We start from the raw sequence: 18,264 nt of genomic DNA on the forward strand, positions 1-18,264 counted from the left end.
TTTACTCTTTTAGTTTCATCAGCACCCAATTGCTCAGGTTCGATGTGCCCAAAGACTTGCGCCCACACTTATCGACTGTATATTTTTAAAGAACGGTTACTGCTTTTTTGCTGCCTTCTCGTGCTTAACGAGAGGTGCGTATTCTACCGACCTCAGCCGCATTGTCAAGAAGTATTTACACCCCCCTTCACACCGCTGTTCCCCTTTGCCATACAGGCCTCAGGAAGAAGCCGAATTATACAGCCACATTAACTACGGTCAAGACTTTATTACATTTACTTTACATATATTTTATATAGTCATTCGTATCAAGCAATTACAAATAACTAAGTTTTCTCTTTGCCTGCATTTACCGTTACTAATTCTATTTCACACACGTTTAGCGTTAAATATACTTCCATACTAATATGCTCAGGATATGGTTACCCTTGCAAATTTACGCTTACCTACTTGCAAGACCAATGTTTCACCTTTAGGAATTGACATGGTTTTATCGGTCACTTTTTCGCCATTAATCTTGACGCCTCCCTGGTCTACCATTCTCATAGCTTCCGACGTACTTGCTGTAAGGCCGGCTTGTTTGATCACCTGCATTAAAGATAAGGCATCTGCATCTGCTTTTAATTCAACCTCGGGCATTTCATCGGGTGTTGCGCCCTTTTGAAATCGGGCAATAAAATTTTCGTGAGCGCGGGTTGCATCAGCACGACTATGAAAGCGTTCGATCATTTCCTCTGCAAGGCGGATTTTTACGTCGCGAGGGTTTGCTCCTTGCGCGACTTCTTGCTTCCATTTTTCAATTTCAGATATTGGCCTGAAGCTCAACAACTCAAGATACCGCCACATTAGATCATCGGAGACTGACATGATCTTGCCAAACATTTCATCAGGAACGTCGCTGATACCAATATAGTTCCCTAATGATTTGGACATTTTCTGAACACCATCCAAACCTTCCAGTATTGGCATCGTGAGCACCACTTGTGGTGACTGTCCAAAGTGCTTTTGCAGTTCACGCCCCACTAGAAGATTGAATTTTTGATCAGTGCCACCCAATTCTACATCCGACTTCATTGCCACTGAGTCGTAGCCTTGTATTAATGGATAGAGAAATTCGTGTATGGCAATTGGTTGTCCGCTGTTGTACCGTTTATGAAAGTCATCTCTTTCAAGCATTCGAGCGACGGTATGTTTGGCAGCAAGACTGATTAAATCGGCTGAACTCATGGCATTCATCCAGCTCGAATTAAACATAACCAGGGTTTTTTCAGGATCGAGAATTTTGAAAATCTGCTGCTCGTAAGAGCGCGCATTTTCTATGACTTCATCGCGTGTCAGCGGCTTTCGCGTTACATTTTTACCAGTTGGATCGCCAATCATGCCAGTAAAGTCGCCAATCAGAAACATGGCTTCGTGCCCCAGTTCCTGGAATTGCCTTAACTTGTTTAACAATACCGTATGACCCAAATGCAGATCCGGGGCAGTGGGGTCAAAGCCCGCTTTGATCCGCAGCCGCTTACCCGATGCCAGTTTATCTTTCAGCTCTTGCTCAACCAGCAAATCTTCACTGCCACGCTTGATGAGATGAAGGGCTTCTTCGATATTCGTCATACTTTCCTCTATTAATTCTCTTCGTTTATATTTAAGTTTCAGATTGCTCAGGGGAAAATGAACAAATCATAATTTGGCCGCCCAGCTATTTTTTGGTATCCTGTCGTCTAGCTATAAAATACCGATGAGACAAAATGAATAATATTGAAGATGCGATTTTAACGCAAAAGCAAAACGAACAAGAACGAAAATTTGGTTTACGTTGGCTGGTGGGGCTTTCCAGCATACCGCTTTTCGGAATTGTCGCTGCTTTTGGTATTGCACCACAAACCGATACCGGTAAAGTTTCCGTGCAAACCATTATTGAGCAGCTTCCCTTACCTACTGCCAAGATTGCCGAAGAAAGTAATTCAGAATATTGGCGTGCCGAAAGAATTCAGCGCGGTGATACCGTTGCTGGGTTATTGTCCCGCCTTAAAATTAACGACCCTGATGCACTTAGTTTCCTGAATAGCAGTAAGGATGCATCAACGCTATATCAGTTACGCCCAGGTAAAATTATTAGCGCACAAACCAATAACGATGGTGAACTACTGACCTTACGTTACATCCATTCCGATGGCACCATGCTGCAAGTTGAGAAAGATGGTGACAGCTTTAAAGCAAAAGAAGAGCCCGTTCAGCTCGAGAATCGTGTTTCCATGAAGTCAGGGGAAATTAAAAGCTCTCTGTTCGCAGCGACCGACGCTATTAATCTGCCTGACTCCATTGCCGTTCAGATGGCTGATATGTTTTCAACGGATGTGGACTTCCATCAGGATTTACGTAAAGGCGATCGCTTCACCGTCGTTTACGAATCTTTTTATAATAATGGTGAGCCTGTTAAGACCGGCAGAATACTTGCTGCTGAGTTTACAAACCAGGGAAAAACCTATCGCGCTGTTTATTTTCAAGACAAACAGGGCCATGGCGGTTATTACACACCCGAGGGAAAGAATTTACGTAAAGCGTTTTTGCGCTCTCCATTAGAGTTTTCTCGAATCAGCTCTGGCTTTACGACTGCCCGCTACCACCCCATCCTTCAAAAATGGCGTGCACATAAAGGCGTTGATTACGCTGCTCCTACTGGCACCCGGATCAAAGCTGTTGCCGATGCTACAGTTGCCTTTATCGGTACGGAAAGAGGTTACGGCAACTTCATTTTATTGCAGCATCAAGGAAAGTTCAGCACTGCTTATGGCCATCTATCAGCCTTTGCGAAAGGATTGCATCGCGGTTCCAAAGTGAATCAAGGCGATGTAATAGGCTTTGTTGGCATGACGGGACTGGCGACTGGCCCTCACTTGCACTACGAGTTCCGCATTGCTGGCGTTCAACACAATCCGCTGTCTGTTGACATGCCGGTTGCATTCCCTATTGCTGCTGCATACAAACATGATTTCGACAATGCTGTCGCCCCATTGATGACTCGCTTGAGTTTGCTTCGCGGCACCAATCTGGCTAGTCTTGATTAATTCACAACAATAAGGAACGTGGGGTTACGCTAACATTCTCATGATTGTGTGACCCCATCCTCCAAAATATTGGAATCTCAAACATACTTTGTTGGCCTTATGTCTGGCACCAGCCTGGACGGCATTGACGCAGTATTAGTCGCCTTTTCTGACACAGCCTCACACTTGATTCAGAGCGTATACCACCCTTACCCCGAAGAGCTGCGGCAACAACTTCTTGCTTTGCACACCCCCTCTGACAATGAACTGCACACATGCGCTGTTGTTTCTAGCGATTTAGCACGTCGTTACGCGAGCGCTGTTAACGAATTGCTTTTTAAATGCTCGATCTCGGCAAAAGCTGTTACCGCAATTGGTGTACATGGACAAACCATACGCCACCAACCTGACGCCGGCTACACGATACAACTGAACAACCCATCACTGCTGACTGAATTAACAGGCATTACTTCCATTGCGGATTTTCGCAGTCGAGATATCGCAGCTGGCGGACAAGGCGCTCCTTTAGTACCTGCCTTTCATGCCGCCATGTTCCAGCATCCGGAACGACACCGCGTCATTGTTAACATTGGTGGTATCAGCAACCTGACAAATCTTCCTTTGAGCGGCAACACAATTGGATTTGATTGCGGCCCCGGCAACTTGCTTATGGATGCCTGGTGTTTAAAACACGCAGGCCACCCCTATGACAAAAATGGCGATTGGGCAAAAAGTGGCGTGGTGATTTCCGAACTTTTACAGAAGTTACTTAGCCATTCTTTTTTCCAACAACTACCCCCAAAAAGTGCAGGGCGCGAAAACTTCAACCTTCCTTGGCTGATGCAGTTCCTGTCAGGTAACGAAAGGCCTGAGGATGTACAGGCAACCTTACTGGAACTGACGGTCAAAAGTATCGCTGAAGCCATTTCGAAGCACTGCAGTGGAGCAGAGGAAATCTATCTGTGTGGTGGTGGCGCGAGAAATGGCACATTACTTTCTTCAATGCAGAAAACCCTTAGCATCCAACATGTCGCTCCAACTGACGAACTAGGTGTAGATGCAGATTGGCTGGAGGCTTTTGCATTCGCGTGGTTAGCGAGACAAACATCACTTGGACTTGCAGGCAACTTGCCGGCTGTGACAGGTGCAAAACACCCTTGTATTTTAGGCGCAATTTATCCAGTTTAATCCGATAAAGCCTGTTTGAGAATATTACATTTAAAAATGGCCGGTCAGAAATCTGACCGGCCATTTTACTTTCAAGGCTACTTGTTATATTAACCGCGCTTATCTATTGAGATATAAGCTTTATCCCGCTCACCGGTATATACTTGGGTAGGACGGAAAATGCGGTTCTGGCCCAGTTGTTCTTTCCAATGTGCCAGCCAACCTGCGCAACGTGCCATGGCAAATATAGAAGTAAACTGGTCAGGCTCTATACCCATTTCCCTGTACAACACACCTGAATAGAAATCTACGTTCGGGTAAATACCTTTCCCTGCTAACCGTTCAGTCGCCGCCTTTTCCACAGCCAAGGCGATCTCAAACAACGGCCCCACTTCTCCAGATCTTGTTTCCACCAGATTATGCATCAATCCTTCAAGAATAACTGCTCGAGGATCTTTAACTGAGTATTCTCGATGACCAAAGCCCCAGATTTTCTTTTTTGCAGACAGTTGTTTTTCAATGTAAGCACCTGCTTTTTCAGGACTGCCAATTTCTTCCAGCATTTTGATAACCTGCTGGTTTGCTCCACCATGCAACGGGCCTGACAGTGCAGCAATACCCGATGTAATAACGGCATAAGGACTAGCCAACGTTGACCCAGCTACCAACACGGCAAAAGTTGAGGCATTAATCGTATGCTCAGCGTGTAGAATTAAACACACATCGAGAATACGCGCCATTTCCGGATCTGGGTCAGTACCCGTTAACATCCACAAGAAATTTTCGGCATGTGTCAGATCTGTACGGGGCTCTATCGGGTCGTAGCCATTATGAATATGTTCCCACATGGCAATCATTGTTGGCATACGTGCCACAATTTTCACCGACATGTTATGAACATAATTCAGGTCTTCACAAGCGTCGCCCGTTAAACAGTCGCTGCCTGGATAAAACATACCCAGACAGGCAACCATGGATTGCAACATATCCATCGGATGACCGGTTGGAGGCAATTGCCGCATTAATTCACGTATACGGAATTTCACCCGACGATTTTTGCGCATCTGCCGATCAAATTCTTCCAGATCATGAGCATTGGGCAATTCGCCATCCAACAGCAACAGCGCAGTTTCTTCGAAAGTACTTTGTTTGGTTAGCACCTCAATCGGATAGCCACGATAGGCCAGCAGACCTTTTTCACCATCGATGAAGGATATGTTTGATTTTGTGGCTGGTACACCCTCAAGGCCTGGTACGTATTCGTTCATTACGGCTCCCAAAAAACAAAAAGGAGGCGAAATTCGCCTCCCAATGAATCAGCAAAATTTTATTTAAGCTGAGAAAGAAGAGCCACACCCACAAGTAGAAGTGGCATTTGGATTCTTAATGACAAACTGCGCGCCTTCCAGACCTTCCTGATAGTCAATTTCTGCACCTGCCAGATATTGAAAGCTCATTGGATCGATCAGCAGTGTAACGCCATTCTTCTGCAAAGCCGTATCATCTTCATTAACCACTTCATCAAAAGTGAAGCCATACTGAAAACCTGAGCATCCGCCACCGCTAACAAACACGCGTAATTTCAGTTCCGCATTTCCTTCTTCTTCGATCAGCTCTTTTACCTTGCTAGCTGCGCTATCGGTAAAATTCAAAGGGCTTTCCATTTCGGTTACTGCATTCATGATAACTCCTTGCACATATTAAGTTACTATTATCTATCAACTATTGCTGACAGGTCAATTATTAGTCGCAGTTTTCAATTCAACTATCGGAGCTGGCTCATTCCCATGGGGATGTATAAGTTTCCCTTCAACAACTGCCCCAAGGTGCATTTCCAGCGTTTTATAGCACACATCACCTGTGACCCTGGATTTTGATTGAAGTTCCACATATTCAGAGGCATTAACTGGGCCGATCACTGTACCATTAATTACGACATGAGATACATTAATCGCCCCTTCAATCACCGCCTGCTCACTCAGAACCAGTGTACAAGGCTTATCACCTTCTGAACTGACACTTCCTTTTATGCAGCCATCAACGTGTAACCCACCTGAAAACTTCACATTCCCTTCAAGCGTTGTACCAGCACCAATCAAACTACCGATCTTACTTTGAGGTTTGCTTCGCTTATTTTTGAAAAACATAGTTGATCCTTTTCTAAGATATGTTCACGGTCTGTGTAAACAGGGGCTGCAAAGCACCCTTCTCAAAAACACGCACCTCTACGCTTTTCACTTCCGTGCCAGGTGCAACCTGAAAAATACCTTCAACTCGCTGATAATATTTAAAATCCAGCGCGACATCTAAAACATTATTTGATCCAGCGCTCGCAATTGGAATAACAATCTTTTTTCCTTTCTGCAAAGTATTCGCCAAAAACCTTACCCGCCCCTGAAAGTCCTGTCCTCTTTTCCCTGATTGCAAAAATAACGACTGGTAATGATATTCGTTGGGGAAACCACTATGTTCCACCTTAAAGCGGTACAAACGGACTGCTGATCCAGCTTTACTATCAGTAGACATCAAATTACGAAAAAAAGTAATGTCCTCTTTAAGACGTGCATTCTCGTCCTGAAGCGCCTTGGCGGACTTTGCCAATTCCCGTTGCGTTGCTATTTCAACTTCAACCTGTCGTCTGGCCACAACAGCTTCTGCTTCAAATTTACCGGTTTCGCGCTGCAATTTAGACAAACGTTCTCTCAAGTCCGTCAATTCCTGGCGCGTTTCTCTATGATCCAAACCTGTTAGCGCGCTTCCTATGTCATACATCCACCAAGCCAGTGCCAACCCCACTGCAAAAGCTGAGACCATAAACAACCAGCGCCAGTACCAGACCACATGTTTACGAATTGACATGCGTGGCACGGCAATTCCAAACTTGCGCCTAACCGCTCGAACTAACTTCATGGCAGCAGAGGTATTTGCTCCAGGCCCATAGCCTCATCCAGTCGGAACATGATGTTCATATTTTGCACTGCCTGACCAGAAGCGCCTTTCACCAGGTTATCAATTACTGACAATACAACCACCATATCGCCTTCCTGCTGACGATGTACGGCGATTCTGCAAAAATTCGCGCTCCTGACTGAGCGTGTTTCAGGATGCGAGCCCGCTGGCATGACATCAACAAAATGTTCGCTTTCATAGCGCTTTTCAAACAGCGCCTGCAAATCCACGTCTTTAGTAAGACGCGCATACAACGTGGCATGAATCCCTCTTATTAATGGTGTCAGATGAGGCACAAATGTTAAACCAGCCTGTTTACCCGCCATCAGAGAGAGACCTTGCTTAATTTCAGGCAAGTGCCGGTGCCCAGCCACCCCATATGCTTTAAAATTATCAGATGCTTCTGCAAAAAGGGCGTGTACTTCCGCCTTACGCCCTGCACCACTGACACCGGACTTGCAATCAGCAATCAGATGCTCAACATCCACAACACCTGCTTCTATCAACGGCAAAAATCCCAGTTGTGCTGCAGTCGGGTAACAGCCGGGGTTTGCAACCAAACGGGCTGTTTTGACTTTTTCCCTGTTCATTTCAGGCAGTCCATATACCGCCTCTTCGATTAAATCAGGGCAAGCGTGCTCCATTCCATACCATTTCTCCCATACACCTACATCTTTGATGCGAAAATCCGCTGCAAGATCAATAACTCGCACACCCGAATCAAGCAACTCTCGCGTTTGCTGCATAGCAATGCCATTGGGCGTTGCAAAGAACACCACATCACAATGCTTCAAGGGAGCTTCGCTAGGGTCAGCAAACTTTAAATTTACTCGGCCACGCAAGTTGGGAAACATCTCGCTTACTGGCATTCCCGCTTCCTTACGTGAAGTGATTGCCTTCAGTTCTACTTTCGGGTGCTGCGCCAAAAGACGAAGCAGCTCTACACCAGTGTAGCCAGTGCCACCGACAATACCTACTTTAATCACTATCTTCCCCCATCAATTCAATTCGAGAACTTTTTATAATAACCATGGAATACCCATTAGGCAATAAAAAAGCCGCCCGAAGGCGGCTTTTTAAACAAACGGTAATTAAAATTAACGCTTGGAGAATTGCTTTGCGCGACGTGCTTTACGCAGACCTACTTTCTTACGCTCAACTTCACGTGCATCACGCGTGACCAAACCAGCGGCTCTCAATTGAGGCTTCAGGTTTGCATCATACTCAATCAGCGCGCGAGTAATGCCATGACGAACCGCACCAGCCTGACCTGATTCACCACCGCCAATCACGTTTACCATGATATCAAAGGTGCCTTCATGATTGGTCAAGACCAAAGGCTGACGCACGACCATACGGCCAGTTTCGCGAGAAAAATAAATATCTACTGGCTTTTCATTTACCGTGATATCGCCCTTGCCTGGCTTAATAAATACTCTGGCAACAGCGTTTTTACGACGACCAGTACCGTAATGATAGTTTCCGACCATGGTTTATCCTTAAATGTCCAATGCTACAGGTTGCTGAGCAATATGTGGATGCTCCGCACCAGCGTAGCACTTGAGTTTTTTCAGCATGGCATAACCCAAAGGACCTTTGGGCAACATGCCTTTAACTGCTTTTTCAAGTGCACGACCTGGAAAACGAGCCTGCATTTTTGCAAAGTTTGTTTCATAAATACCGCCCGGATAACCGGTATGACGGTAGTAAATTTTATCTTGTTCTTTATTGCCAGTAACACGCAATTTTTCCACATTAGTCACAACGATGTAATCACCGGTGTCTACGTGAGGTGTATAGATTGCTTTATGTTTACCGCGCAAACGGTGTGCAATCTCGCTAGCGAGACGGCCTAGAACTTTATCTGTGGCATCAACCACAAACCAGTCGTGTGTTACCTCATGCGATTTAGCAGAGAAGGTTTTCATTCAGAAACCTCAGTCACTTATTAATTTGAGAAAGTCGCAAATTTTATGTCAAAAGCCATCATGTTGTCAAACCATAATTGGATTATTTCTCTTTCCGACATACTTTAGCTTTCTGTTAGCGTTAACCAGATTGGCTTTTACCCATTCTACCATGTTTAGCTCCACCACCTATTTTAGAAAAAAAAGCGCAACCTATTTAGGTTGCGCTAAAATCCACCAAAGAAGGGGGATGGAGGAGACACCATCAAGACGCTTATTAAGATGGGGAAGCGTCCTGATGTGTTAGCATTATCTAATATAATAATATTTTGCGCAACTATTTTTTCTTATCACCCCGAATTCTTTATTAATCACATTTTCTCTTTTTATTTCAAGTGGAATCACCCATGAATTGGATTATTGTCAATTTTGTTAGCGCTTTTCTTCTTCCACCGATTAATTTACTCGTATTGGGAATAGCAGGATTGGCCACCGTGAAAAAACATCCACGATTAGGGAAAAGCCTTATCGTTAGTTCATTTTTATTTCTTTTTATTCTATCAACCCCATTTGTTGCAAGCACATTACTTGGCAGCCTTGAAACTTTCCCGGCTGTCACTTCACTCAATCCCAATGCTGGCGCGATCGTTATATTAGGCGCGGGGGCTAATTCCAGCGCACCAGAATATGGCGGCGATACAGTTGATGCCTTGAGTTTACAACGGGTGCGTTACGGAGCGACTTTACAGCGGCGTAGCGGATTACCGATATTGGTCAGTGGCGGAAACCCCACAGGGGATACTCCCGTGGGCATTCTTATGAAGGATGCATTAGAGAGAGATTTTCATGTGCCGGTTCGCTGGGTTGAAGATCAATCCAGTAACACTTACGAAAATGCCATTTACAGCTTTAAAATCTTGCACCAGTCCGGGATTGATACTATTTATCTGGTATCCCAAGCATGGCATATGCCTCGAGCGGTAGCCTCTTTTGAAAAAGCCGGTTTTCATGTTATTCCCGCACCCACTGTTTTTAGTTCTGATAAGCACGTCTCGATAATGGATTTTATGCCGAACGCTGTGGCATTCCTCAAAAGTTACTACGCAATTCATGAGATGATCGGGTTAGTGTGGTATCAATTCAAGAATTAACAGACCATTTACCTGATCTGTTAAGATGATGCGCAAAATAATCCAAGAGAAGGAAAATTCGTATGAAGGCACGTATTAAATGGGTTGAAGGGGTCAGTTTTTTAGGTGAAACGGAAAGCAATCATGCCGTATTGATGGATGGTTCGCCTGAAGCTGGCGGACGTAATTTGGGTGCGCGCCCAATGGAACTCATACTGCTAGGCTTAGGAGGATGCTCTTCCTTTGATGTCGTCCTCATTCTCAAAAAACAGAGGCAAGACATTACCGATTGCGTTGCGGAAATCAGTGCCGACAGAGCAGATAGCGACCCAAAAGTATTTACCCGCATCCACCTGCACTTTATTGTCACCGGGAAAAATTTAAAGCCAGAGCAAGTTGAGCGGGCTATCAAGCTGTCTGCAGAAAAATACTGCTCAGCCTCTATCATGATAGGTAAAACGGCTGAAATTACCCATGATTTTAAGATTATTGAAATCCAATAATCTAGTTACAACTTTTACATACAGAGCACTCACCGCAGAGGCGCGGAGGCGCTGAGAAAACCCTGGGGATATTCACTGTTTAGACTGGGTAGCAGCGTACAGCGTAGTAAATATCTTTGTCGATCACTTCAAACAGGCGATCGATATTGGGATGTTTACCGGGATTCTGACGCGCATCTTCAGTGTGCTCTGCAAACAAATCCAGCGCTTCCTGTGCTGCCTTAGGGCCGATTCCACCCCATTTTTTGGACACATGGTAGTAAACCCGGAAGGAGCCCTGGGCGCCCGGTTTGTTTTCTATGCCTGCTTCTACCTCACCGCTTTCTCCAAACAATTTCATATTGCCAAAACTATCTGTATTTTCCAGCGTTGCCAGATTATCTTGAAAATTCTGCATTGATACCATTACTCCTAAAGTTTGTTATTACCGTTAAAGGCATCACACCCAATATGCTACGGTTGTCATGACCTTTGAATTGAGTTTCATTGCTTGCTTAACTGGAACTGGCAGCTCCACACCGCCATGCTGCAGGGCGGTGGTTGCATGTTTTGCTTCATCTTCTCTCATTTGCACCAGCACAGCGTGACTTTTTTCATCATGCGCAGGCAAACGCTGCAAATGCCCTTCCAGATGCGCACCCACTTGGTGTTCCGTTTCCGCCAAAAAACCCAAACTCCATTTATCCCCAATGGCGCCTGCCAATGCGCCAATGGCTAATGATCCGGTGTACCACAAAGGATTAAGAAAGCTTTTGTGGGTACCCAATGCCTGGATCCGGCTTTCGCACCAGGCCAAATGCTCTGTTTCTTCTGCTGCTGCCTGCTTCAGTGCTTTTTGGGTTTGAGGGTCACGCGCGGTCAGAGCCTGCCCCTGATATAACGCTTGGGCACAGATTTCGCCACTATGATTGATGCGCATCAGGGCGCCTGCCAAGCGTTTTTCTGTGCTGGTTAAGTCAGGCTCTGGCAAATCTGCTCCAGGCAGGGGTCTTGCTGTTTGCGCTTTCGTAAACAGCGTACGCAACCCTTTATCAAAATTAATAATGACGTGATCTATATTCAACATTTTCCGGTGAACCCCATTTGCCTGGCCAATAAAGTGACGGGATGTATTACTTCAATCTGCATACCTTGACTTCGCAACCCTTGCGCCAACCACAAGGCGCAACCCACATTGGAAGTTGCTAGATAAGTTGTATCGCACTGACGCAATGCGTTCAGTTTATCATCCCGAAGTAAACCTGCCATCTCTGGTTGCTGTAAATGATACAGTCCAGCCGCACCACAACATTGGTCATTGCCCTCCAAAGGCTCGATTTCAGCCAGAGGAATACGACCCAGCAGGGTATACACTGACTTTTCAGCATGAAGCACATTGCGTAATGTACAGGGGTCTTGCACCCTAATCTTGGTATCAAGTGAGTCTAAAGTAATACCCTCCCACCCTTCTGCCTGAGATAAGAACGCGCTGACATCCATGACCTTGGTCGCGATATCCGCTCCCTCCACACTGATTAGGTGATTGTACTCACTTAACATGGCTCCGCAACCGGATGCGACTGAAATAACAGCACTGAGTTTTAACCCTTCAAATGCCTTACTGTTCTGCTTTGCTGACTTGGTTGATTCATCCGAAAAACCCGCATGCTGGTGCATTGCTCCACAACACCCCTGCTGCTTAGGGACATGCACCGTATATCCCAAGCGATTCAATACAAATACTGATGCATTCAGCACTTCGACATCGGTCAAACGTGCCACACAGCCCAGAAACAGCCCTACTTCTGCTCTCATCGAACCCAGGGCTGGGTAAATTTCTTTCCAATTGTGAATTTCAGGCAATTCAGGCAACTCAGCTTCCAACCCTGCCAAACCAAAACGCTGCAATAGGCTGGATTTTCGAAGCAAATATTGCAAACCAGATTGCTGATACAGACGAATTGCTCGCCCAAAAGATCGTAGTTTAAAGGGGTTATTTACAACGCTACTTAATGCTCGATAACGTTTAGCCCCTGAGGGGTTTGGTCTTTTTTGTTTAATTAACTGGCGAACACCATCCACCGCACGGCCATATTCCACTTTTGAGGGGCAGGCATTTTCACAGGCACGGCAAGTCATACACAAATCAATATGCTGAATAAAGCGCTCACTGAGGGATAATCGGTTTTCCAGCACCCCTTTCATCAAGGCGATACGACCACGCGGAGAATCTGCTTCAGATTTTGTTTTACGGTAGGTAGGGCAATGGGAAAGACATAGTCCGCAGGCAACGCAGTGGTTGGCAGCCTGATTGGTTTCATCCAAACCAGCGAAGTGGGTTATTAATGGTAAAACTGTCGACATGCTTGCCATTATACGTAGCAAAGCACCAATACGATCACAATCTGAAATAAAAAACGGGCGTCCGAAGACGCCCGTTTTAAGACACTACCAATAATCTAGCTTAAATCAGCCAAATTAGAAGTTGTGAATCATACCTACGCTAACACCGCTGGTAGCTTGTGTACCAACAGATCCTGCGTTATCACCGTGACCACCACCTGAAACGCTGTATGCTGGGAACACGTTAGCAGTTGTATCACCGTTTTTGTTGTTGGTTCTAGCATATGCAACATAAGCGGTTGTACGCTTGGACATAGCGTGGTCTGCACCCAAAGCCCACATATTAGCACCGGTGTTGCTTACGTTGCCAATATCTTTGGCTTTGTAGTATTGCGCCTTAAGGGTGTTAGCTCCATCCAATTTGAACGCAGCGCCCAGACCCCAAACCTTACGGTCATCATCGGTATTGGCAGCAGCAGTTGTATTCTTGGTATCTTCATACAAAGCAACAACTTTAGCTACGCCGAAATCATATCCACCAGTCAGACGCCAAGCTTTAGGCGCATCGTTGGTACCGCCAACTTGATGCTTTTCCCAAGCCAAACCAGCAAATACTGGACCATTTGCGTAGATAGCAGCTACAGAAGTAGCACTGGTAGCACCAATTTGATTTGCATTACCAGCGGTAAGATTGTTAGCGTTGGTAACGTAACCAGCGATAACCTGGAAGCCACTCATAGATGGGGATGCATACCATACCATGCTGGATGGACGCAGATCCCAGCTATCATTCTTAGCTACAGTAGTACCTGCTGCATTAACTAGTGTAGCTGAAGAAATCAGGTTACGTGAGTCGCCCAAGGTGTTACCAAACAGATCAACCTTACGGCCGATGGTCTTGAATGGGGTATCATTTTTACCCAGATAAACACCACCGAAACCACCAGTCAGACCTGCGAAGGTGTTACCACAACCAACACTACTGTCAGAACAAGTAGAATCGGTATTACCTGTTCCACCACCGGTGAAGTAGGTTTGAACTTGCCATACAGCTTTCAGGCCATTGCCCAGATCTTCGTCACCGCTGAAAATGATGTTGGAAGCATTGCTGGAAACGTTGCTCATGGTCTGGTTTGCTGTACCACCAGCATTGCCCTTGATTAAGTCATATGAAAAATTCATTTGACCAGAAATTTTAACGTTACCACCATCAGCCATGGCAACAGGTGCTGCTAAAGCACTTGCAATTGCCAATGCGATTAGTTTCTTGTTCATGTGTTTCTCCGTAAATTGGTTTGAGTTTACATTTTGCGTTTGCAACTTTAATACTGTCGTCGCAAAATTTACCTCTCTAAAACTGAGAAGTTGAACCCATTGTGCCAAATAGTGAAAAGTCATGACAAGCTTTTAATGATCAATAGGTAACATTAGCAATTATTTATGTTGTTTTTTTGCAACATTGATTTGCGGTCTTGAGAGAATAGCACAGGGCAGTTTTTTACTGCGGAGGCGCAGAGGCGCAGAGGAAAACGGGGCTTGTGAAAGTTGTTAATAGTACCGTTAGGGATTTGCCTGGCTGGATATTTACGAATCAAGCAATTTGGAATGGCCTTTGCTTTCTCAGCGCCTCCGCGCCTCTGGGGTTAAACGGATTTTATTGGAAGCAGGCAACCTGCCTTAGCCAAACAACCTCGCTAGCTCCTGACCTGGATCAGCGGCGCGCATGAATACTTCACCGACGAGGAAGGAATGGACGTTATGATTGCGCATGAGCGCGACGTCTTCTGGTTTATGAATGCCGCTTTCGGTGACAACAATGCGGTCAGAAGGGATTCTGGACAATAATTCGATAGTCGTTTCGAGGTGGGTTTCAAACGTGCGCAGATTGCGGTTGTTGATGCCGATAAGTGGGGTAGTGAGTTTCAGCGCGGCATCCAGTTCAAGCCCATCATGCACTTCTACCAGCACGGCCATGCTGAGTTTGTGAGCTAGTTGCTCCAGTTCTTGCATAGCGGTGAGATTGAAGGTTGCTGCCCCCTCTCCCCTGCCCTCTCCCATCAAGGGAGAGGGGGTTTGAAAGGCGGAGACTATGATCAATATGGCATCGGCTCCCATGGCGCGGGCTTCGTAGACTTGATAGGGGTCTATCATAAAATCTTTGCGTAATACCGGCAGGTTACAGGCTGCGCGTGCTTGTTTGAGATATTCCGTATTCCCCTGAAAAAATTGTTCGTCTGTTAAGACGGACAGGCAAGCTGCACCGTGCTCGGCGTAACTTTGCGCTATTTCTGCGGGATTGAAATTTTCGCGTAGCAAGCCTTTACTGGGGCTGGCTTTTTTGATTTCGGTGATAACGGCTGACTTGCCGGCCTGAATTTTGTTGCGGATTGCGGCTACAAAATCTCTTGGGGCAGTTTGTGCCTGAGCTTCAGCTTTGATTGCGTGTAAGGGTTTGGCAGCTTGTGCGGAGGCTACTTCCTGTGCTTTGACGGAGAGGATTTTATTTAGGATATCGGACATAGTTTTTATTCACCGCAGAGGCGCAGAGTTATTTAAATTAAGTTCAAGTGCACAAGAATTCTGAATAGTATTGCTTATGATTTCGAGCATGGCTATTTTAACCGCAGAGGCGCGGAGGCGCAGAGGTTTCTTGAAACTGATTAACCAATCGCTTGATGCCTAATTTAAGTATGGGTACGTTGAAATTAATTAACAGCCCTACGGTGCAAGGGTACAGTTTGAGATAGGTTAGCAGTTGCGCTTCGTGAATCGGGGCTAATTTTTCGACTGTTTTAAGTTCAATGATTATTCTTTCATTAACAACCAAGTCCAGCATATAACCACAATCCAATTTTATATTCTTGTAGCTGACTGGCAACGCTACTTGCCTGCGAAAATAGAGTCCCTGAGATGACAGTTCATAGCACAAGCATTCTTCATAGGCAGATTCCAACAGTCCGGGGCCTAACGTGCGGTGCACTTCAATTGCGCAACCAATGATCGCCTCGATAATTTGGTTTTCACTCTGCGCCTCTGCGCCTCCGCGGTTCATTGCACTTTAAACTGATTTGAAAATGCTATCAGTTGTTGCAGCTTCGCTTTGGCCGCGCCACTTTCCAATACTGTTTTTGCTTTTTCAATGCCTTCAACCAACGTTTCAGCCAAACCGGATGTGTATATCGCTGCACCCGCATTGAGGGCAACGATATCCCGCGCTGGGCCGGGGTGATTTTCCAGTACCGTCATTAACATGGCTTGGGCTTCTTCCAGATTATGTACTACCAGCGAATCAGAGCTGCTGGCTGCCAAGCCAAATTGGGAGGGATTCAAAACATATTCATTTACGTTGCCATCTTTTAGTTCTGCTACGTAAGTATCACCCGCAAGGGAAATTTCATCGAGGCCATCAGCGGCGTGGACTACCATAACGTGTCGGCTGCCCAACTCTTTCAACACATGAGCCAGTTTTCCGACCAGGTCTTTACTGAATACGCCCATCACCTGATTTTTTGCACCGGCGGGGTTGGTCATTGGGCCCAGCAAATTAAAGAGGGTACGCACACCTAGTTCCCGACGAACAGGGGCGGCATGTTTCATAGCGCTGTGGTGGTTGGGGGCAAACATGAAACCAACACCGATTTCTTTTACTGATAGCGCTACCTGATCCGGCGTGACGTTTACATTGACGCCCAACACTTCCAGCACATCGGCACTGCCGCAGGTACTGGATACGGAGCGACCACCATGCTTGGCGACTTTGGCACCCGCTGCGGCAGCCACCAATGCGCTGGCTGTGGAGATATTAAAGGTATGAGCCCCATCGCCACCGGTACCGCAGGTGTCAACGACATGCTCCAGATCTTGCAAGGGTACTTTGGTGGCCAGCTCGCGCATGACATGGGCGGCGGCGGCAAGCTCGGTGATAGTTTCGCCTTTGCAGCGCAAGCCGATCAGTATGCCGGCAATTTGTACCGGGGTCATTTCGCCCCCCATGATTTGCTGCATGACTGCGAGCATTTCTTCACGAGTGAGATCGCGTTTTTCTATTAAGGCTGTAATTGCGGCTTTAGCGTCCATTTATATTGCACCTGTTATTTTACTCCCTCTCCCTTGATGGGAGAGGGCTGGGGAGAGGGTGGGGAATAATTAGGTTCGCCCCCCTCTTCCTGACCTTCTCCAACGAGGGGAGAAGGGACCTGCTAATTTACATAGCTGTGTCGTGCAAGCGTCCGAGCTATTAACTTTCGGGCATTAAATGCTGGGTAATGACATCCCAAACACCATCCATATTTTGCAACACATCATGGTTCCAGAATCTTAACACTACAAATCCTTGCGATTGAAGCCAATCTGTCCTTGCTGCATCTTTTATTACATGCACTTCATCGGCATGTTGGCCGCCATCCAGTTCTGCCACCAGCTTTTTCTCGAAGCAGACAAAATCTACTACAAAATCACCTATGGGCTGCTGCCGCTTGAACTTGTATCCATACAACTGTTTTGCCCGTAGGTGCTGCCATAGTTTCTTTTCAGCTTCGGTGGTGTTTTTCTTAGCTGTTTGGCTATGCCGGTTAAATAGTTTGGCACTTACGTACCCTCTCCCCTGCTCCCTTCCATCAAGGGAGAGTGAGTTCACGTGCTCGCGCGTAGAAAATTGGCCAGCATTTCGTGTCCATATTCCGTGAGTATGGATTCCGGGTGAAACTGCACACCTTCTACTGCAAGGGTTTTATGGCGCACGCCCATAATTTCCTGATCTTCTGTCCAGGCAGTGATTTCCAGACAATCCGGCAAACTTTCACGCTCAATGACCAATGAGTGATAGCGTGTGGCATTGAACGGATTTGCCAGGCCTTTAAAAACACCTCTATCTTTATGGTAAACCTGTGAAGTTTTGCCATGCATGAGCTGTTTGGCGTGAACGATCTTGCCGCCGAAAGCCTGACCGATACTCTGATGCCCTAAACAAACACCTAAAATGGGTGTTTTACCTGCAAACTGCTTTATTAACGGGACGGATATACCGGCTTCGTTAGGGGTGCAGGGCCCGGGGGAAATCACGATATGGGTAGGATTGAGCGCTGCCACCTGATCCAGGTCTATTTCATCATTACGATAAACCACCACTTCCTGATTTAACTCTCCAAAATACTGGACAAGGTTATAGGTGAAGGAGTCATAATTGTCGATCATTAACAGCATATTATTTCACCACCGCTGTTAGATATATGAAGCACAGCAA

21 protein-coding genes are annotated in these 18,264 nt (G+C 46.1%); 4 read left to right on the plus strand and 17 right to left on the minus strand.

Annotated features, from left to right (window positions below; genetic code table 11):
• Positions 1 to 411 precede the first annotated feature (411 nt).
• Complete coding sequence (gene tyrS / locus EDC63_RS11125) at positions 412 to 1,611, minus strand: tyrosine--tRNA ligase (RefSeq protein ID WP_124946129.1); 1,200 nt, start codon at positions 1,609 to 1,611, stop codon at positions 412 to 414.
• A gap of 134 nt (positions 1,612 to 1,745) precedes the next feature.
• On the opposite strand from tyrS, the gene EDC63_RS11130 reads away from it, so the two are divergent.
• Both EDC63_RS11130 and EDC63_RS11135 read left to right on the plus strand, forming a co-directional pair.
• A complete protein-coding gene (locus tag EDC63_RS11130; protein ID WP_124946130.1) occupies positions 1,746 to 3,065 on the plus strand; it encodes an OapA family protein in 1,320 nt (439 codons plus the stop codon).
• Positions 3,066 to 3,131: 66 nt separating this feature from the next.
• Complete coding sequence (locus EDC63_RS11135) at positions 3,132 to 4,232, plus strand: anhydro-N-acetylmuramic acid kinase (RefSeq protein ID WP_370685875.1); 1,101 nt, start codon at positions 3,132 to 3,134, stop codon at positions 4,230 to 4,232.
• A gap of 89 nt (positions 4,233 to 4,321) precedes the next feature.
• Here EDC63_RS11135 and EDC63_RS11140 read toward each other — a convergent pair whose 3' ends face one another.
• The 7 genes from EDC63_RS11140 to rplM form a co-directional block, all read right to left on the minus strand.
• The gene (locus EDC63_RS11140; protein ID WP_124946132.1) at positions 4,322 to 5,479 is read right to left on the minus strand and encodes a citrate synthase; all 1,158 of its coding nucleotides are present in this window, start codon (positions 5,477 to 5,479) and stop codon (positions 4,322 to 4,324) included.
• Between the two features lie 63 nt (positions 5,480 to 5,542).
• The gene (gene erpA / locus EDC63_RS11145) at positions 5,543 to 5,893 is read right to left on the minus strand and encodes an iron-sulfur cluster insertion protein ErpA (protein ID WP_124946133.1); all 351 of its coding nucleotides are present in this window, start codon (positions 5,891 to 5,893) and stop codon (positions 5,543 to 5,545) included.
• Between the two features lie 54 nt (positions 5,894 to 5,947).
• Positions 5,948 to 6,358 (minus strand): bactofilin family protein, encoded by a 411-nt coding sequence (locus EDC63_RS11150; RefSeq protein WP_124946134.1) that lies wholly within the window; start codon positions 6,356 to 6,358, stop codon positions 5,948 to 5,950.
• 13 nt (positions 6,359 to 6,371) lie between these two features.
• Positions 6,372 to 7,070 carry a DUF6776 family protein gene (locus EDC63_RS11155; protein WP_124946135.1) on the minus strand — a complete coding sequence of 233 codons (699 nt, stop codon included), beginning with the start codon at positions 7,068 to 7,070 and terminating at the stop codon, positions 6,372 to 6,374.
• 47 nt (positions 7,071 to 7,117) lie between these two features.
• Positions 7,118 to 8,146, minus strand: a complete 1,029-nt coding sequence (argC, locus tag EDC63_RS11160) for an N-acetyl-gamma-glutamyl-phosphate reductase (protein ID WP_124946136.1) — start codon at positions 8,144 to 8,146, stop codon at positions 7,118 to 7,120.
• 111 nt (positions 8,147 to 8,257) lie between these two features.
• Positions 8,258 to 8,650, minus strand: coding sequence for a 30S ribosomal protein S9 (rpsI, locus tag EDC63_RS11165; protein WP_124946137.1), 393 nt, complete (start codon positions 8,648 to 8,650; stop codon positions 8,258 to 8,260).
• Positions 8,651 to 8,659: 9 nt separating this feature from the next.
• Positions 8,660 to 9,088, minus strand: coding sequence for a 50S ribosomal protein L13 (rplM, locus tag EDC63_RS11170; RefSeq protein WP_124946138.1), 429 nt, complete (start codon positions 9,086 to 9,088; stop codon positions 8,660 to 8,662).
• Positions 9,089 to 9,474: 386 nt separating this feature from the next.
• Here rplM and EDC63_RS11175 point away from each other — a divergent pair, with 386 nt between their 5' ends.
• A complete protein-coding gene (locus EDC63_RS11175) occupies positions 9,475 to 10,218 on the plus strand; it encodes a YdcF family protein (protein ID WP_124946139.1) in 744 nt (247 codons plus the stop codon).
• A 62-nt stretch (positions 10,219 to 10,280) separates the two neighbouring features.
• Positions 10,281 to 10,700: an OsmC family protein gene (locus tag EDC63_RS11180; RefSeq protein WP_124946140.1), complete on the plus strand. Its 420-nt coding sequence runs from the start codon at positions 10,281 to 10,283 to the stop codon at positions 10,698 to 10,700.
• Positions 10,701 to 10,779: 79 nt separating this feature from the next.
• Here EDC63_RS11180 and EDC63_RS11185 read toward each other — a convergent pair whose 3' ends face one another.
• From EDC63_RS11185 to EDC63_RS11225, 9 genes are all read right to left on the minus strand, one after another.
• The gene (locus EDC63_RS11185) at positions 10,780 to 11,097 is read right to left on the minus strand and encodes a DUF2322 family protein (protein ID WP_124946141.1); all 318 of its coding nucleotides are present in this window, start codon (positions 11,095 to 11,097) and stop codon (positions 10,780 to 10,782) included.
• 42 nt (positions 11,098 to 11,139) lie between these two features.
• Positions 11,140 to 11,766 carry a 2-polyprenyl-3-methyl-6-methoxy-1,4-benzoquinone monooxygenase gene (gene coq7 / locus EDC63_RS11190; RefSeq protein ID WP_124946142.1) on the minus strand — a complete coding sequence of 209 codons (627 nt, stop codon included), beginning with the start codon at positions 11,764 to 11,766 and terminating at the stop codon, positions 11,140 to 11,142.
• Positions 11,760 to 13,043 carry a (Fe-S)-binding protein gene (locus EDC63_RS11195; protein ID WP_124946143.1) on the minus strand — a complete coding sequence of 428 codons (1,284 nt, stop codon included), beginning with the start codon at positions 13,041 to 13,043 and terminating at the stop codon, positions 11,760 to 11,762. Before EDC63_RS11195 ends, coq7 begins: the two co-directional genes overlap by 7 nt.
• Before the next feature lie 114 nt (positions 13,044 to 13,157).
• Complete coding sequence (locus EDC63_RS11200; protein ID WP_165922985.1) at positions 13,158 to 14,297, minus strand: porin; 1,140 nt, start codon at positions 14,295 to 14,297, stop codon at positions 13,158 to 13,160.
• Positions 14,298 to 14,699: 402 nt separating this feature from the next.
• On the minus strand, positions 14,700 to 15,542 hold the full coding sequence (locus tag EDC63_RS11205) for an indole-3-glycerol phosphate synthase TrpC (protein ID WP_124946145.1): 843 nt from the start codon (positions 15,540 to 15,542) through the stop codon (positions 14,700 to 14,702).
• 97 nt (positions 15,543 to 15,639) lie between these two features.
• Positions 15,640 to 16,074 carry a GxxExxY protein gene (locus tag EDC63_RS11210; protein WP_124946146.1) on the minus strand — a complete coding sequence of 145 codons (435 nt, stop codon included), beginning with the start codon at positions 16,072 to 16,074 and terminating at the stop codon, positions 15,640 to 15,642.
• The gene (trpD, locus tag EDC63_RS11215) at positions 16,071 to 17,099 is read right to left on the minus strand and encodes an anthranilate phosphoribosyltransferase (protein WP_124946147.1); all 1,029 of its coding nucleotides are present in this window, start codon (positions 17,097 to 17,099) and stop codon (positions 16,071 to 16,073) included. Before trpD ends, EDC63_RS11210 begins: the two co-directional genes overlap by 4 nt.
• A gap of 160 nt (positions 17,100 to 17,259) precedes the next feature.
• On the minus strand, positions 17,260 to 17,658 hold the full coding sequence (locus EDC63_RS11220) for an endonuclease domain-containing protein (RefSeq protein WP_124946148.1): 399 nt from the start codon (positions 17,656 to 17,658) through the stop codon (positions 17,260 to 17,262).
• Entirely contained in the window at positions 17,655 to 18,224 is a 570-nt protein-coding gene (locus tag EDC63_RS11225) for an anthranilate synthase component II (protein WP_124946149.1), read from the minus strand. Before EDC63_RS11225 ends, EDC63_RS11220 begins: the two co-directional genes overlap by 4 nt.
• Between the last annotated feature and the right edge of the window lie 40 nt (positions 18,225 to 18,264).

Origin of the sequence: Sulfurirhabdus autotrophica, assembly GCF_004346685.1 — a bacterium.
In the GTDB taxonomy this organism is placed as follows: Bacteria; Pseudomonadota; Gammaproteobacteria; order Burkholderiales; family SMCO01; genus Sulfurirhabdus; species Sulfurirhabdus autotrophica.

Coding starts and splice junctions, on each gene's coding strand:
- EDC63_RS11205 (WP_124946145.1), bottom strand. CDS start 15,542: ATGTCCGATATCCTAAATAAAATCCTCTCCGTCAAAGCACAGGAAGTA.
- EDC63_RS11130 (WP_124946130.1), top strand. CDS start 1,746: ATGAATAATATTGAAGATGCGATTTTAACGCAAAAGCAAAACGAACAA.
- trpD (WP_124946147.1), bottom strand. CDS start 17,099: ATGGACGCTAAAGCCGCAATTACAGCCTTAATAGAAAAACGCGATCTC.
- EDC63_RS11175 (WP_124946139.1), top strand. CDS start 9,475: ATGAATTGGATTATTGTCAATTTTGTTAGCGCTTTTCTTCTTCCACCG.
- rpsI (WP_124946137.1), bottom strand. CDS start 8,650: ATGGTCGGAAACTATCATTACGGTACTGGTCGTCGTAAAAACGCTGTT.
- EDC63_RS11200 (WP_165922985.1), bottom strand. CDS start 14,297: ATGAACAAGAAACTAATCGCATTGGCAATTGCAAGTGCTTTAGCAGCA.
- EDC63_RS11185 (WP_124946141.1), bottom strand. CDS start 11,097: ATGCAGAATTTTCAAGATAATCTGGCAACGCTGGAAAATACAGATAGT.
- EDC63_RS11150 (WP_124946134.1), bottom strand. CDS start 6,358: ATGTTTTTCAAAAATAAGCGAAGCAAACCTCAAAGTAAGATCGGTAGT.
- EDC63_RS11225 (WP_124946149.1), bottom strand. CDS start 18,224: ATGCTGTTAATGATCGACAATTATGACTCCTTCACCTATAACCTTGTC.
- coq7 (WP_124946142.1), bottom strand. CDS start 11,766: ATGTTGAATATAGATCACGTCATTATTAATTTTGATAAAGGGTTGCGT.
- EDC63_RS11195 (WP_124946143.1), bottom strand. CDS start 13,043: ATGTCGACAGTTTTACCATTAATAACCCACTTCGCTGGTTTGGATGAA.
- rplM (WP_124946138.1), bottom strand. CDS start 9,088: ATGAAAACCTTCTCTGCTAAATCGCATGAGGTAACACACGACTGGTTT.
- erpA (WP_124946133.1), bottom strand. CDS start 5,893: ATGAATGCAGTAACCGAAATGGAAAGCCCTTTGAATTTTACCGATAGC.
- EDC63_RS11155 (WP_124946135.1), bottom strand. CDS start 7,070: ATGTCAATTCGTAAACATGTGGTCTGGTACTGGCGCTGGTTGTTTATG.
- EDC63_RS11210 (WP_124946146.1), bottom strand. CDS start 16,074: ATGAACCGCGGAGGCGCAGAGGCGCAGAGTGAAAACCAAATTATCGAG.
- tyrS (WP_124946129.1), bottom strand. CDS start 1,611: ATGACGAATATCGAAGAAGCCCTTCATCTCATCAAGCGTGGCAGTGAA.
- EDC63_RS11140 (WP_124946132.1), bottom strand. CDS start 5,479: ATGAACGAATACGTACCAGGCCTTGAGGGTGTACCAGCCACAAAATCA.
- EDC63_RS11180 (WP_124946140.1), top strand. CDS start 10,281: ATGAAGGCACGTATTAAATGGGTTGAAGGGGTCAGTTTTTTAGGTGAA.